This is a genomic window from Stenotrophomonas sp. 93052_Sma (assembly GCF_056481145.1).
The window spans coordinates 1,217,064-1,232,946 of the sequence record NZ_CM151134.1; the positions used below are offsets into that span (position 1 = coordinate 1,217,064).

At 66.3% G+C, this 15,883-nt stretch carries 7 protein-coding genes and 2 pseudogenes; 6 read left to right on the forward strand and 3 right to left on the reverse strand.

Annotation, left to right across the window (positions count from 1 at the left end; all coding sequences use genetic code 11):
- Positions 1 to 81: 81 nt before the first annotated feature.
- On the reverse strand, positions 82 to 2,850 hold the full coding sequence (locus ACZK2V_RS05705; RefSeq protein ID WP_486322987.1) for a TonB-dependent receptor: 2,769 nt from the start codon (positions 2,848 to 2,850) through the stop codon (positions 82 to 84).
- A gap of 251 nt (positions 2,851 to 3,101) precedes the next feature.
- Positions 3,102 to 5,153 carry a glycoside hydrolase family 97 protein gene (locus tag ACZK2V_RS05710; RefSeq protein WP_486323306.1) on the reverse strand — a complete coding sequence of 684 codons (2,052 nt, stop codon included), beginning with the start codon at positions 5,151 to 5,153 and terminating at the stop codon, positions 3,102 to 3,104.
- 237 nt (positions 5,154 to 5,390) lie between these two features.
- Here ACZK2V_RS05710 and ACZK2V_RS05715 point away from each other — a divergent pair.
- The 6 genes and pseudogenes from ACZK2V_RS05715 (at position 5,391) to ACZK2V_RS05740 (ending at position 12,173) form a co-directional block, all read left to right on the forward strand.
- Positions 5,391 to 7,575, forward strand: a pseudogene (locus tag ACZK2V_RS05715) (MGH1-like glycoside hydrolase domain-containing protein).
- Positions 7,572 to 9,059 (forward strand): MFS transporter, encoded by a 1,488-nt coding sequence (locus ACZK2V_RS05720; protein WP_486322988.1) that lies wholly within the window; start codon positions 7,572 to 7,574, stop codon positions 9,057 to 9,059. Before ACZK2V_RS05715 ends, ACZK2V_RS05720 begins: the two are co-directional and overlap by 4 nt.
- A complete protein-coding gene (locus tag ACZK2V_RS05725) occupies positions 9,059 to 10,774 on the forward strand; it encodes an alpha-amylase family glycosyl hydrolase (protein ID WP_486322989.1) in 1,716 nt (571 codons plus the stop codon). Before ACZK2V_RS05720 ends, ACZK2V_RS05725 begins: the two co-directional genes overlap by 1 nt.
- Positions 10,775 to 10,916: 142 nt before the next feature.
- Complete coding sequence (locus tag ACZK2V_RS05730) at positions 10,917 to 11,303, forward strand: SseB family protein (RefSeq protein ID WP_293794713.1); 387 nt, start codon at positions 10,917 to 10,919, stop codon at positions 11,301 to 11,303.
- 115 nt (positions 11,304 to 11,418) lie between these two features.
- Positions 11,419 to 11,883: a GNAT family N-acetyltransferase gene (locus ACZK2V_RS05735; RefSeq protein WP_107433651.1), complete on the forward strand. Its 465-nt coding sequence runs from the start codon at positions 11,419 to 11,421 to the stop codon at positions 11,881 to 11,883.
- Positions 11,880 to 12,173, forward strand: coding sequence for a hypothetical protein (locus tag ACZK2V_RS05740; protein WP_107433650.1), 294 nt, complete (start codon positions 11,880 to 11,882; stop codon positions 12,171 to 12,173). Before ACZK2V_RS05735 ends, ACZK2V_RS05740 begins: the two co-directional genes overlap by 4 nt.
- Positions 12,174 to 12,288: 115 nt before the next feature.
- Here the strand turns inward: ACZK2V_RS05740 and ACZK2V_RS05745 are convergent.
- Positions 12,289 to 15,871: pseudogene (locus ACZK2V_RS05745) on the reverse strand (ABC transporter permease/M1 family aminopeptidase).
- Between the last annotated feature and the right edge of the window lie 12 nt (positions 15,872 to 15,883).

Consider the following 15,883-nt stretch of genomic DNA (forward strand, 5'->3'; position numbering starts at 1 on the left):
GCGCAAAAGAAAACCCGCTGCCTGCGCAGCGGGTTTCCGATGAGTCGCTGCCGGCCAGCGGCCGGCACTACCCGGTCGTGGTCAGAACTTGTAGTTCACGCCCAGCATGTAGGTGCGGCCCCACTCGATGTATTCCAGCGGGCGGTCCTTGCTGCCGGCGTAGGTGCGGTACGGTTCGTTGGTCAGGTTGCTGCCCTGCAGCAGCAGGGTCAGCCCGCGCAGGCTGCTGCTGTCGCTGAAGGTGTAGCTGACCTGTGCATCGGTCACGTTCTCGCCCACCACGTAACGCAGCGTGCGGTTGCCGTTGAAGTTGCCGATCTCACCGATGAAGTCCGAGCGGCGTCGCTGGCTCACGCGTGCTTCAAAGCCACTGCGCTCGTAGTAGGCGGTGAAGTTGTAGACACGCTTGGACAGGCCCGGCAGGCTGATCGGGCCGGTGCCCACGCTGTTGGCGCTTTCCGGATCCAGGATGGTGATGTCGCTCTTGTTGAACGTTGCGCTGGCCTGCACGCCGAAGCCACGCAGGCTGTCGGTCAGCATCTCCAACGGGAACGAACCGGTCAGCTCCAGCCCCTTCAACGTGCCGCCCTTGCCGTTCTGCGGCGTGGAGAAGGTGCCGGTGGTCAGCACCGGTGCGGTCATGCCCGGCGGTGGCACGTAGTTGCCGAGCAGGCCGCTGAAGTCGTAGTTGTCCACCGACTGCGTGTAGACGTAGCTCTTCAGGTCCTTGTAGAAGATCGCCGCAGCCACGTAGGCCTTCTCGCCGAAGTACTTCTCATAGGACAGATCCAGCGCGGTGGCGCGCCACGGATCCAGCAGCGGATTGCCACCGCTGCCACCGGGGCGGCCGTTGTTGGTATCCACGCCGAATTCCAGGCCGGCACGCATCTGGTCCACGCGCGGGCGCGCGACCTGCTTGGCGGCGGCGAAGCGCAGCGTCTGCTGGTGCGGGAACATGAACACCAGGTTCAAGCTTGGCAGCCAATCCTTGTAGGTCTTGCCGGCAGAGAAGGGCTGGATGTTGCTGCCCGCCGGCTGCGAGCTGTCCCAGTAGCGCGAATCCGAGCTCTGGTCGGTGTGCTGCATCTGCACGCCGATGTTGCCGCGCACGCCGACCACGCCGATGTCGGTATTGATGTTCAGGCGTGCCCACGCCGTGGTGATCTTCTCCTCGACCGTCCAGGACTTCGGAATCAGGTAGTCCAGGTTGTCGACCGGGTTGAAGGTCATGTAACGACCGACGGCTGCCGGCACATTCCACGACGGGATGTAGCCGATGCCGGCGAAACCGAGGTTGACCGGGCGGTACTGCAGGTCCGGAGCGATGGTGGATTCGCCTTGGGCGCCGAGCAGGATGTTGCCTTCGGCCTGGGCCTTCTGCTTGCGGCGGTCGGCATAGTTCACGCCCACGTCCACATCCGAGAACCAGCTGGACATGGCCTCGGGAACCGGCAGCGTCGCCGCCAGCTTGGCGCCCTTCAAGCGATCTTCCACCTCTGGCACCTTGCCGTAGCCGGAACCATAGATCGTGTTGGTCAGGAACAGGCTGTCCGGATTGGAATAGTCGCGCCCCGGCGTGATCTGCGAGAAGCTGTTGTTGTTCACCACCAGCCCGATCGTGTCGAACTGCGGGCGCGGCACCAGCTGCAGGTTGTTTTCCAGGTTGATCTCGCGGCGGGTCGCCTTGGAGTAGTTCAGGTCGGCGACCAGCTTCACGCCACCGACGTTGAACTCGTTGTTCCAGCCGAACGCATCGATCTTGTCCTTGCGCTTGTTGTACATGCCGCGCACCAGCGGGTACGCATTGTTGATCGTGCCACCGGTGAAGCTGCCATCGGCATTGCGGCCGACATTGCTGAACACCGGCAGGATCGCGTTGGGATTGTTGCTGTCCTCGCCGTTGCCGCTGAGGCTCAGCTCGAACTGGTTGGCGGTGTCGATCTGCTCGGCTTCGGTATGGAACGCATCGAAGGTGCTGGTCCAGCTGTTGCTGGGGCGGAACTGGATCGTTGCCATCACACCGTCGCGCTTGTTGTTGCCGGTGCGACGCAGGGCCTTGATGCCATCGGTGAAGTAGGTGCCAGGTGCGATTCCGCGACGCTCGCCCTTGTCGGTGTGTTCGGTGGTCCAGGGCTCGTACACGCCGACCTGGTTCTCCTGGATCGGCATGTCGCTGTGCGCATAACCAATGGCGATGCCCAGGGTGTTGTCGAAGAACTGGTCGATGTAGCTGGCGCTGAAACGGTTGCCATACGGGTCGATGTTGGCAGCGCGGCCCAGGGAGCTCTTCTGGTAGCGGCCGCTGACTGCGATCACGCGCTCGCCGAAGCTGAGCGGGCGTGCGGTCTGCATGTCGATGGTGCCCGACAGGCCCTGGCCGACCAGCGCCGCGTCCGGGGTCTTGTACACGGTCACGCCGTTGACCAGCTCGGACGGGTACTGGTCGAACTCGACGCCGCGGTTGTCGCCGGTGCTGACCACTTCACGGCCATTGAGCAGGGTGGTGGCGAAGTCGGGCGACAGGCCACGCACGCTGATCACCTGCGCACGACCGGCCACGCGCTGGGCAGCCAGGCCGGGCAGGCGCGAGATGGATTCGGCGATGCTGACGTCAGGCAGTTTGCCGATGTCTTCGGCGGAGATCGCTTCGACCACCGAGGTGGCGTCCTGCTTGATCGCGATTGCGTTCTCGATGCCGCGGCGGATGCCGGTGACCTGCACCGTATCCAGGTTGGTGGCGGCGGTGGCGGCCGGCGTGGTGGTGCTCTGCGTGGACTGTGCCGACGCCAGCGTCGGCGCCAGGACAACGGCCAGCGCGATGCTCAGCGCGCTGCGCTTGTGGTTCAACATTTTCCCCTCCCAGGCAATGTTGCAGATCGATTCGTGAACGTCCAGGAGTGACCGTGGACGTGCGACGCGGTGGCCGCTGTCGTCGCCGCTATGGTAGGCAGCGCGTTCTTCGCGGGAATCACCCTGCATACGTATTCAATGGCGTTTGCAGGGATGTAATCGCTTTCAGGTTCTGTTTGCGGTAGTGCCGGCCGCTGGCCGGCAATCGCGTTCACCGGGTTGCCGTCCAGCGGCCGGCACTACCGCGGCATTCAAAGCGGCGTGAAACGAATGGCCTGTCCACCCCCCGGTGCCAGCACCAGCGTCAGCACGTCGGCGCTGGTCACCTCTCGGGTTTCGCGCGCGAATGCGAAGGGATTGCTGCGGAAATCCGCGCCCTCGCCATCGCGGTAGATCTCGGCGCGATAGCGCACGCCCGGCTCCAGGAAGCCCAGCGACACCGGCAGCACGCGGCCGTGCTCGTCGGTGATGCTGCCGAGGAACCAGTCGCGGCTGTTGCGGTCGCGGCGCACGATCGTCGCGTAGTCGCCCACTTCGCCATCGAGCACGCGGCTCTGCTCCCAGTCCACCGCCACGTCTTCGATGAAGCGGAATGCCTGGCGATGCTGCAGGTAGTGCTCGGGCAGGTCGGCGGCCATCTGGATCGGGCTGTACAGCACCACGTACAGCGCCAGCTGGCGTGCCAGCGTGCTGGGAATGGCCTGGCCGTGGCGGCCCTTCAGGCTGAGGATGCCGGGGGTGTAATCCATCGGCCCGGCCAGCATGCGGGTGAACACCAGGTTGACCTCATGTTCCGGCGGGTTCGGCGGCTGGCCCCAGGCGTTGTACTCCATGCCGCGTGCGCCTTCGCGCGCGATCCAGTTGGGATAGGTGCGGCGCAGGCCGGTGTCCTTGATCGGCTCATGCGGGTTCACCGACAGGTGCCGGCGTGCCGCTTCCTGCACCACCGTCAGATGGTGGCGGGCCATGAACTGACCGTCGTGCCACTCGCGCCACAGCGGGCCGCCCGAGGGGTTGCGGCGGTCGACCTGGCCGTCGTCACAGACATAGCCGGTCTTGAACTGGTCCACGCCCAGCCGTGCGTACAGGTCCAGCGCAGCGCCCAGCTGCTCCTCGTAGTGCTCGATGGCGCAGCCGGTTTCGTGGTGGCCGATCAGGTGCACGCCCTTCTTCAGGCCGTAGGCGGACAGCGCCTCGATATCGAAATCAGGCGTGGCACGGGTGAAATCGAAGTCGTAGCCATTGCCCACCCACATGCCGTCCCAGCCCGGATTCCAGCCTTCCACCAGCACGCCACGGAAGCCGTGCGCGGCGGCGAAGTCGATCACCTTCTTCGTCTTCGCGGTGGTGGCCGCATGCTTCGGCCCGGTCGCCCAGCTCTCGTTGTCCAGGTGCATTGACCACCACACGCCCAGGTACTTGGCCGGTTTCACCCAGCTCACATCGCCCAGTGCATTGGGCTCGTTGAGGTTGAGGATGAGGTCTGATTCGACCAGGCCACCCGCACGGTCGGCAATCTGCAGCGTGCGCCACGGCGTGGCGAAGGGCAGGCCGCGGCGCACCTTCCAGCCTTCTGCCGAGGGTGACAGCTGCGCGCGCAGGCGTTGGCCCTCGGTGCGGCGCAGCCACATGCCGGCATAGTCCACCAGCGCGGCCTCGTGAATCGCCACGTGCAGGCCATCGCGGCTGCGCAGGGTCATCGGCGTATGCACCAGCGGAACCTCGCGCAGCGGCGTGCGCTGGTACAGGTACTCGTAGTGGATCGGTTCGCCGGCAGGGATCCACCACGCGGTGGAATCCTGCGCGATGGCGAACTCGGTCAGCTCGTCATCAATGATGGCTTCGCGCAGGTTCGGCTGCTCGGGGAATACGTAGCGGAAGCCGAGGCCATCGTCGTAGACGCGGAACACCACATCCAGCCGGCGCTTGCTGCCGGTGGTCTCGGCCAGCTGCACGGTCAGTTCGTTGAAGTGGTTGCGGGTGAGCCGGCGCTCGCCCCACGGCTGCTCCCAGCGGTCATCGACGCTGCGCCGCTGCTGGCCAAGCAGGGTGAAATCGCGGTCCAGGCGGCCATCGCGCAGGGCGAAGCCGAGCGTCGAATCCTCCACCACGGGCTCGCCGAAACGCTCGACGCGATAGCGGGCGGTGCCGCCGTCCAGCACCAGGCTGACTTTGAGTACCTTACCCGGTGACTCGACGCTGGCTACCTGTGGCGTGGCCTGTGCCAGCGTGGCCCAGACCAGCAGGGCCAGACCGAGCAGGTGCGCGATTGCCGCGCGTACAGCAGTAGGTGACATCGGCAGTTCCCCTCCCAAGGCGCCGTTGGCAGACCCGGACCATAAGCCAGTGCGGCAGGCGCGCCACCGCGTGGCGCCATGAATACGTATGCAGATGGACGCAGCCGACAGCCCCGCGTCTACCATGGGGCCAAGGCACCTTGAGGGAGGGGCCGCGCCCGCCCGCCGGCAACGACGGTGCGGACCTACAACGCGTGCAGAGAGGGAGGGAGGCCGACGGGCGCAAGCCGGTCCGCCGCTTCGATGCTGAAGATCATTTGCCTGACCGCTGCCCTGGGGGCAGCGCTGGGATCGACCGCGCAGGCGGCCGACCTGCAATTCGACGGCCGTCATGCGCGCCGAAGCCGCTGCCAAGGGCAGCTTCGTGCTGCATGCGCCGAAGGGTGCAGTGCAGATCGCAGCCGCACCGATGCGCAGCCAGACCGGCAGCGTGATGTTCGATGCCCTGTTCGCGCTGGCCCAGCAGGAGATGGACCAGGACCGCGTGGATGCGATCCGCGATCCTGCGTTCGACGAAGGCCGGCCGGTGCCGTGCGAGTGCTTCCAGACCGGCGCGCTGGCCCTACGTGTGGACCCGCGATGTCAGCTTCGCCGCCGACCTGGCGCTGGCGCGGCTGGATCCGCAGCGCACCCGGCAGTCGCTGCAGTTCAAGCTGTCGGCGGCCCGCGATGGCCATACACCCGGCCTGTTCGTCGCGCAGGACACCGGTTCCGGCGGCAGCTGGCCGATCAGCAGCGACCGCGTGGTGTGGTTCCTGGCGGCACGTCACCTGCTGGAGGATCGCGCGTTTGCCGACCAGGTCTGGCAGGCGCTGCAGGGCACGCTGGCTCAGGACCGCGCGATGGTGTTCGACGCGCAGATGGGCCTGTACCGTGGCGAGACCTCGTTCCTGGACTGGCGCGAGCAGACCTATCCGGACTGGACCCGTGAGGACGTGCGCTTCATCGGTGACTCCTATGCACTGTCCACCAACGTGCTGCACTACCAGGCGCTGCGCCTGGCCGAACGCCTCGCTGGACAGCAGGGCGACGCCCGCGCGGCCGACTACAAGGCCTGGGCCGATGCGCTGGCGCAGCAGATCGATGCACGTTTCTGGCGCGAGGATACCGGCCAGTACATGAGCTATATCGGCGAAGCCGCGCACCCGGTGCCGTACGCCAAGGTCGATCTGCTTGGCCTGTCGCTGGGCATCCTGGCCGACGTGCTGCCACCCGAACGCGCGCCGCGCACTGGCTGCCTACCCGATGGGGCCGGCCGGCAGCCCGGTGGTGTGGCCGCAGGAGGCGCAGCAGCCGATCTACCACAACCGCGCGATCTGGCCGTTTGTCAGCGCGTACTCTCTGCGTGCGGCGCGGCAGCTGGACGATGCGCCGCGCATCGCCGCCGAGATCCGTTCGCTGATGCAGGGCGCTGCGCTGGCCGGTTCCAACATGGAGAACTACGAGCTGGTCAGCCAGGCCGTGCATGTTGACGAGGGCGCGTTGAGCGGCCCGGTGGTCAACTCCGAACGCCAGCTGTGGTCGGTGGCCGGCTATCTGTCGATGGTGCTTGAAGGTGTGTTCGGTGTGCAGGACGATGGCCGCGTGCAGCCCAAGCTGCCGGCCGTGCTGGTGCCGGAGCTGTTCGGCACGCATCCCCGCATCACGCTGGAAGCCAACGGCAGGCGCTATGTGCTGGAGCGCCCGCAGAACGTGGGCGATGGCCTGCTGGTGGCCGGCAGCACCATCACACGTGGCACGACTACCACGGTGCAGCTGGTCGCTGTCCCGGCAGCAACCGGTTTCGCTGCCACGACTGCGGATGCCAACGCGCGTGCGCCCGCAACACCGGCGGCACCGCAGGCCCTGCGCATGGGCACGGGCTGGAACGTTCCGGTGCAAGCCGAGCAGGTTCTGTGGAAGGACGGCAGGGCCCTCGTCGCCAGCAATGGCCCGGTGCACATCAGCGACGATGGCCTGCAGCACTGCCTCAGCCTGACCCTGCGCGAGGGTGCGCTGGAGTCGCTGCACAGCCCGACGCTCTGCGTCGGTCCGCAGCAGGTGCTGAAGGGCGAGGAACGCTGGCAGTTCAACTCGGTCAAGGCCGGGCAGGTGCGCCTGCGGCTGCAGTACCGCAACCCGAACGGGCCGATCAACACCGGCGTCACCGCTGCGGTCAAGCAGCTGGTGCTGCAGTGCCCGGGCCAGCCATTGCAGCGGCATACGGTCACCCTGCCGCACAGCGTGGCGATGCAGGACTCGACCTCGGCGACATTCACGGTGCCAAAGGGGCAGTGCACGGTCGCGCTTGAAGAGGGCTTCAACATGAGCGCTGCAGCACTTCGCGCACTACACCGGCGGCAAGGGTGGACGCGAGGGTGTGCTCAACCAGGCCCAGGTGCAGGCGCTGAAGGTGGCGCCGGTGGCGATGGAAGAGGGCGCACGATGAGTCGTCCCGCCAAGCCGCAGCTGTCGTTCTGGCAGATCTGGAACATGTGTTTCGGCTTCCTCGGCATCCAGTTCGGCTTCGCCCTGCAGAACGCCAATGCCAGTCGCATCTTCGAGACCCTGGGCGCCGACATCGATGCGGTGCCCGGGCTGTGGATTGCGGCGCCGCTGACCGGCCTGCTGGTGCAGCCGGTGATCGGCTACCTGTCCGACCGCACCTGGACGCGCTGGGGGCGCCGCCGTCCGTTCTTCATGATCGGAGCGGTGTTGACCACGCTGGCGCTGCTGGTAATGCCGAACTCGCCGGCGCTGTGGATCGCCGCCGGCACGCTGTGGGTGCTGGACGCCTCGATCAACGTATCGATGGAGCCGTTCCGCGCCTTCGTCGGCGATCAGCTGGCGCCGCGCCAGCGCCCAGCCGGCTACGCGATGCAGAGCTTCTTCATCGGCGTGGGCGCCATCGTCGCCAGCTTCCTGCCGTTCATCCTGGCCCACTTCGGGGTCGCCAATACGGCCGCCACCGGTGAGGTGCCGGACACCGTGCGCTATGCGTTCTACTTCGGTGCGGTGGTGCTGCTGGCGGCGATCACCTGGACGGTGGTCAGCACCCGCGAGTATTCACCGGCAGAGCTTGCGGGGTTCGATGATGCCGAGCCATCGGCACATCATGCAGCAGCGCCGATCAGCGGTCCGGCACCCTGGACCCAGGTCGCCGTATGGCTGGGGCTGGGCGTGCTGCTGGCGCTGCTGATCGCCTGGCGGCAGGGCGACAGGATGCTGTACGTGCTGGCCGGCCTGTGTGCCGGCTATGGCCTGCTGCTGGCGCTCGCGCGCACGTTGCCGGCCACGCACATGCTGGCCGCCATCGTCGGCGACCTGCGCGCGATGCCGGTCACCATGCGTCGCCTGGCATGGGTGCAGTTCTTCTCGTGGTTCGCGCTGTTTGCGATGTGGATCTACACCACCGCCGCCGTGGCCGGCGCCCACTTCGGTTCGACCGAGCCGGAGTCGGCGGCCTACAACGAGGGCGCCAACTGGGTGGGCGTGCTGTTCGGCGCCTACAATGGTTTCGCCGCGTTGGCGGCGGTGCTGATTCCACTGATGGTGCGTGCGATCGGCCTGCGCTGGAGCCACCTGGTCAACCTGTGGCTGGGCGGTGCCGGGCTGGTCTCGCTGATGTTCATCCGCGACCCGCACTGGCTGCTGCTGTCGATGGTGGGCGTCGGCTTCGCCTGGGCGTCCATTCTCTCGCTGCCCTATGCACTGCTGTCCGACAGCGTGCCGGCATCGAAGATGGGCGTGTACATGGGCATCTTCAATTTCTTCATCGTGATTCCGCAGCTGGTCGCCGCCAGTGCGCTCGGCTTCGCCCTGCGTACGTTGCTGGGTGGCCAGCCGATGCATGTACTGGTGCTGGGCGGCTGCAGCCTGTTCATCGCCGGCCTGTGCGTGCTGTGGGTTCCGTCCCGTCCGGAGGTGGTGTGATGCGTGGTGCGCTGTCTGTTGCTGTTTCCCTGGTACTGCTGGCCGGCAATGCGACGGCCGCGCCGCGCCCGGACTATGTGGGCACCACCGAGCCATTCGCCAGCGATGCGGTGTACTTCGTGGTCACTGACCGCTTCGTCAACGGCGATCCGTCCAACGACCATCGCGACCAGGGCGGCATGCATCGCACCTTCGATATTCCGGTGCCGTGCCCGGACAAGGTGGACGGCAACATCGGCTATCTCGGTGGTGACTTCCGCGGTGTGCTCGACAATGCGCAGTACATCCGCAACCTCGGCTTCGGTGCGGTGTGGATTACCCCCATCGTCGACAACCCGGACGAGGCGTTCACCGGCAGCAAGCCGATCAGCTGCACCAGCACGCTGACCGATCGCGGCAAGACCGGCTACCACGGCTACTGGGGCATCAACTTCTACAAGCTCGATGAGCACCTGCCCAGCAAGGACCTGGACTTCGCGGGGTTGACCAAGGGCCTGCATGGCGCAGGCCTGAAAGTGGTGCTGGACATTGTCGGCAACCACGGTTCGCCGGCCTGGACCATGCCGACGCGGCAGCCGCAGTTCGGCCAGATCTTCGACAAGGACGGCACACTGATCGCCGATCACCAGAACCTGCCACCGCAGAAACTGGACCCGAAGCACAACCCGCTGCACGCGTTCTACAACAACATCGGTCCGGTCGACAGCAAGGATGGCTCGATCTTCGACGGCAACCTGGCTGAACTGTCCGACTTCAACCAGGACAATCCGGCGGTGATGGATTATCTGGTGGGTGCTTACCTGCAGTGGACCGCGCAGGGCGTGGATGCCTTGCGCATCGACACCATCGGCTGGCTGCCGCACCCGTGGTGGCATGCCTTCGTGAAGCGCATCCGCGCCGAGCATCCGGGCATGTTCATGTTCGGCGAAGCGTTCGACTACAACGCCGCGAGCATCGCCGAACACACCTGGCCGGCCAACGCCAATGTCAGCGTGCTCGACTTCCCGCTGCGCGGCGCACTGGAGCAGACCTTCGGCACCGCCGGAAAGGGCTTCGAGACCCTGGCCGAGCCGCTGCACCTGAGCGGTGGCCCGTACGCCAACCCGTATGAGCTGATGAGCTTCTACGACAACCACGACATGCCGCGCCTGCAGGCCAGCGACAGCGGCTTCATCGATGCGCACAACTGGTTGTTCACCGCACGCGGCATTCCGGTGGTCTATTACGGCTCGGAAACCGGCTTCATGCGCGGCCGCGCCGAGCATGCCGGCAATCGTGCCTACTTCGGCCAGTCGCGTGTGGATGCCGCACCGGAGAGTCCGATCTTCGCGCAGCTGCAGCGTATCGCGCGATTGCGCGAAGCCACGCCGGCGCTGCAGCGTGGCCTGCAGGTGAACGAGCGCCTGCAGGGTGATGAGGCGGTGTTCTTCCGCGTGCTGCAGTATGGCGACGTGGCGCAGACCGCGCTGGTGCTGCTGAACAAGGGCGACCGGACCAGGACCCTCACCGTGTCGCGTTACGTGCAGGCGGGCCGCTGGCGCGATGCACTGGACGGCGGTTCGTTGCAGGTGGATGCATCCCTGAAGGCCGACGTGCCCGCGCACGGCGTGAAGGTGTACGTGCTTGACGCCGCCGTGCAGCAACCGGCATTGCAGGCTGAGCTGGACAAGGCGATGGCCGACCAGAAGGCGCGGGATCAGCGGCTGGGGCGGTAGTGCCGGCCGCTGGCCGGCAACCCATGAATCCATGGCACCTGCCTACCGCTCTGGTGGGTGCCAACCTTGGTTGGCACGCTTTTCGAGCAGTCGAGCAAGCTCGACTCTACAATAGGCACCCCTCACGCCCCGCCGTACCGCCATGACCGACCTCGCCCCGCAGACCCCGATCGAAACCCTGCTGAAGGCGGCGATGGACGGGGCGGTACCGATCCGCACCTTCATGGAGGCCTTCGTCGCCTCCGAGGTGGTGCTGCTGACCGGCAGCCTGGTCACCCCCGACGGCAGCGGCTTCGACCCGCTGCTGTTCGACAAGCAGGGCACCCTGCATGTGGCCGTGTTCACCGACCCGTCGCGGGTGGGCACCTACAGCCAGCAGGCCGAACACCAGATCCGCTGGCTGATGCTGGACGTGCTGCGCCGCGTGCCGGGTGGCTATGGCGTGGTGATCAATCCGGGCACTTCGCTGGGCTTTGAGATTTCGCCGAGCGGCGTGGGCGAGATCCTGAAGGACTTCGCCCAGGGCTGAACCGCCACCGCGCTATATTTGTAAAGTCGAGCCATGCTCGACTGCCTTTCGCACAGTGCCAGATCAGTCGAGCATGGCTCGACTCTACAGAACGCTTCCCCATCGAGGCATTGCCATGGAATTCAGGGTATTACCCGCCGATGCACCGGAACGGCAGCAGTTGGCCCGGTGGTACCACGCCGAATGGGGCCGCGACGCCGGCCTGTCGCTGGAACAGGAACTGCAGCGGCTGAACACACCTCAGGACGCCGAGGGTTTCCCGCACCTGATCGCCGCCTTCGATGGCGACCAGGTGGTCGGTGCCGTGCAGCTCAAGCGCCGGGAAATGCAGGCCTTCCCGCAGTACGAGCACTGGCTGGGCAGCGTGTTCGTGGCCGATAGTCATCGCGGGCGTGGGCTGGCTGGCGCGCTGGTCGAACAGGCCGCGGCGCAGGCGGTGCGGATGAGCGTTTCCGAACTGTACCTGCAGACCGAATCGTTGGATGGCGGCCTGTATGCGCGGTTGGGCTGGAAGCCGCTGCAGGAAGCCGACAACCGCAGCCACCGCGTGCTGGTGATGGTGCGCAGGTTGGCGGCATGAGCACCGCAACGGCCCGGCACTCCCGCTCAGCACTGATCTTCCTGATCGCGGCCATCGTTGCCGCACTGGTCTCCATGCCCCTGCTGCGCGCGGTGGGCATGGTGCTGTGGCCGGTGTTCGTCATTGCCTGGCTGATCAATCTGGGCGCGGCCTGGCATCTGGCCCAGTGGGCGCGCCAGCAGGGCCGTTCGGCGTGGGCATTCGGGTTGCCGGCGGCGCTCGGCACCGTCGCCTCGATCGTGGTCTTCGTGCTGCTGGCGTTGCTGGGGCCGAAGGCGACGGTGCGCTGAAGCTTCTCGGTCACCCTGGGCAGTATGCCGAGCATGGCTTGGCACTACAGTAAGGCCGAGCCAAGCCCGCAGGTGTTGCGTGGAGCGCCGGCGGACAGGCCGGCGCCCCGTTGCCTTACATCGTCACCTTGCGCCGGTTGTCATCGCTCACCCGGTCGATCAGCTTGTTGTACGGGTCGAAGCCTGCTTCATCCGGCTTTTCATCCACCGTCACCGTGATCTTCGGCGCGGCGCTGGTGATGTGGTGGCGCTGCAGATACAGCACCTTCTGGTCGCGTTCCTTGCCCGAAGGCCCGTTGGCGAACACGCCGATCTCGACCCAGTCATCCATCGTGCCGTCGCTCTCCTTGCCCTTGCCATCGGCGTACTGCTTGGCGGCGTGCAGGTCCAGGGTTACGTCGTAGCGACCGTCAGCACGCTTGCGGGCGCTGGCGGCCATCACCCGGTTGTCGTAGAAGCTGATCTTCTCGAACAGGTCGGTGACCAGCTGCTGGCGGTCGGCCGGGGTCTCCGCCCGGATGTAGTCCAGCAGTTCGCGCGAGGTGGTGTACGGCGGTTGCTGATAGCCCTTGTCCTGCAGGAAGCGCTTCAACGCGCGGTTCAGCGCCTGCTCGCCGATTTCCTCGCGCAGCCGGTAGAACACCAGCGAACCCTTCTGGTAGTGGATGTACTGCTGGTTCTCCACGCGCTCCAGCGGCTGCTCCTCGATGGCCTCGCCACCGCGTCCGGACAGGTAGCCATCCAGCTCGCGCTTGAGGAACTGGCGCATGTGCTGGCGGCCGTACTCCTGCTCCATCACCATCAGCGCAGAGTACTGCGACAACGATTCGGAGAGCACCGTCGCGCCCTGCACGTTGGCACCGATCACCTGGTGCGCCCACCATTGGTGCGCGATCTCGTGCGCGGTTACGTAGAACACGTAGTCCACCTTGTCCGGGTCACGCAGGTCGGCGATGAAACCGATGGCCTCGGAGTAGGGGATGGTATTGGCGAACGACTGCGCGAAGCGCGCATAGCCCGGGAACTCGATGATGCGTACCTGGCGGTGCTGGTAGGGCGTGAAGTTCGCTTCGTAGTAGGCCAGCGACTTCTGCACCGCTTCGATCATCCGGTCCACGTTGTAGCCGTGCGCCGGGTCGAAGTAGACCTCGATCGGGATGTCCTTGTACTTCGCCTTGCGCACCTCCCAGCGTGCCGACAGATAGGCGTAGAAGTTCAGCATCGGCCGATCCATGGCGTAGCTGAAGCAGCGCCGGCCATTTACCGTGGTCTCCTTCTGCAGGTAGCCCGGCGCCAACGCCACCTGGTCCGGTGCGGTGCAGACCGTGGTGCGGAAATCGAGCCAGTCGGCGTCGTTGGAAATGTAGGTGTTGGCGCGCGCGGCTTCGTCTTCCAGCTTGGGCATGCGCCGCGGCTCGCCGAGGCCGCGCTTGCGGCGTTCGTTGCGGTCGCTGATCTCGGCACCCTCGTTGTAGCCGAAGGAGGGCAGCACGCGGCTGTTGAAGAAGGTGCCGTTGTCGACAATGTTGCTTGGTGCCTGGCCGGCGGTGATGCCGTTGGGTTTTTGCACCACCCGGAAGTGGACGTTGCGGCTTTCACCCGGTTGCAGTGGCGTGGCCAGGCGGTAGATGCGGTAGCCAAGGTCGGCGTCGTGCATCGACAAGGTCTGCCCACCCAGGTCAACCGCGACCAGCTGCTTGTCGTCGCCCATCGAGACATGCACGTCCTGGATCGGCACGGCATGCGTATTGCGCACCGTCCAGTTCGCATCGATCACCATCGACTGCGATTCCGGGAACAGGTCCACGCGGTTGTCCACCGCCACGATGCGGGGCTGCGGCAGCGTGCGGTACTTCGACAGCTCGCGCTCGTAGCGGGCCTGCAGATCCAGCTGCTGGTCGGGCGAGATGAACTCGTTGCGGATGTTGGTGCTCCAGTACAGCCAGCCACCCACGCCGACGAAGGCCAATGCGGCGACTCCGGCGAAGACCCCGGTCGGGCCGCGCAGGCGGCGGCCGGCCAGGGCCACGCGCTGACGCAGGCCCTGGCTGACACCTCGTACCCAGAAGGCCGATGCCAGGCACATCAACGTCAGCAGGGACAACGCCCAGTAGCCCTGGAACGCCAGCTGCCCGGTCAGGAAGTGGCCGTAGCCGTTCATGTCCGAATAGGGCGCGTTGGGCCAGCTGCCGAAGTTGTACAGGTTCTGCGTGTAGTCGAGCAGGCCGAGCACACCCTGGCCGATCATCACCACGATCAGCAGTGCGTAGCCGACGAACTTGTTGTTGGTGAGCACCTGCAGCACCAGCGCCAGGCCGCCCATCAGGATGTAGACCACCGAATCCAGGGCCAGGCTGCGCAGGTACAGCAGCGGCTCAAGATGCGTGTAGCCCTTGGCCAGCTGCACACCCATCGCCGCCAGCGCGCCGGCGGCCTGGAAGCAGACGATCACCGCCAGCAGTGCAGTGAACTTGGCCAGCAGCGGCACCCAGTTCGGCACCGGCATGGCATCGGTCACTTCATTGATGCGCGCTGCGTTCCTTCCAGACCAGCTCACCGGCGAAGAACAGCACGATGATCACCAGCAGCCAGCTGAAGGCCCCCTGCAGACCCATGATCATCTGCGAGGTGACCGGCCAGATCGAGGTGCCGTACAGCGTCTGCCGGAACAGCGCGCTGGGCAGGAAGTTGGCCAGGCCCAGTACCAGCAGCACGATGAACGGCACGCTGCGCAGCACGCCGCGTGTATCGAAGCGGACCTGGCGCAGGAACTGCTGCCATGCCGTGGTGGCGGTGAACGCCGGTACCACGCGCGGCAGCGTTGCGCGGGTCGGGCGGGCGGCGCTGGCGTCGGCAGCCGGCTGCGACTGCCTGCGGCCCCAGCGACGGCGGCCGCTGCCGCTGCGCTCGGTACGGAACAGCGCGAAGGTGGCGGCGAACAGCGCGGCAGCCACGCCCAACCACAGGGCGCGATTGACCAGCAGGTAACCGGCGAGCTCGGGAATCCCGTTGTTGCGTTCGGCGGTGGACCAGTAGCGGATCGTGCGGCCGAGTGCGCGCATGCCCAGCGGTTCGCTCAGCACCGCGATCCACGTGTTGTCGATGTCGCGCAGCAGGGCCGCGCTGGCGCCATACAGCACCAGGTAGGCCACCAGGCCGATGTAGACCCACAGGATCGAGCGCGTCAGCGCCGCCAGCAGCGAGAGCAGCGCGGTGGTGAACAGCAGGTTGGGAATGACGATGACCGCGAACGTCCACGCATAGCCCTGCCAGCTGATCGGGCCCATGCGCTCGGGATCGACCCACGGCATGAACGGCGCCAGCCACAGGCCGAACGCGATCAGGACGTAGACCAGCAGCCCGGCCGCCAGGGCGGCAGCGATGCGCCCGGCCAGGTAATCGCGGCGCTTCACCGGACTGGCGAAGATCAGTTCGGCGGTGCCGAGTTCGAAGTCACGCAACAGCGCATTGCTGACGAACAGTGCGGTGACCAGCATGCCGAGCAGGGTGAAGATACCCAGCATCTGCGCGATCACGGTGGGCGCGTTGCTGTGCACGTTGCCGCTGCCGCCACCGATCTGCACGGCGTCGCTGGAGGCCGCGGCGAAGGCGAGCAGGGCGAACAGCCCGGCCAGCAGCCACAGCAGCGGGGAGCGCAGCTGCTCGCGCAGCTCGAAACGGAAGAAGTTGAGGATCATGGCGTGCTCCGC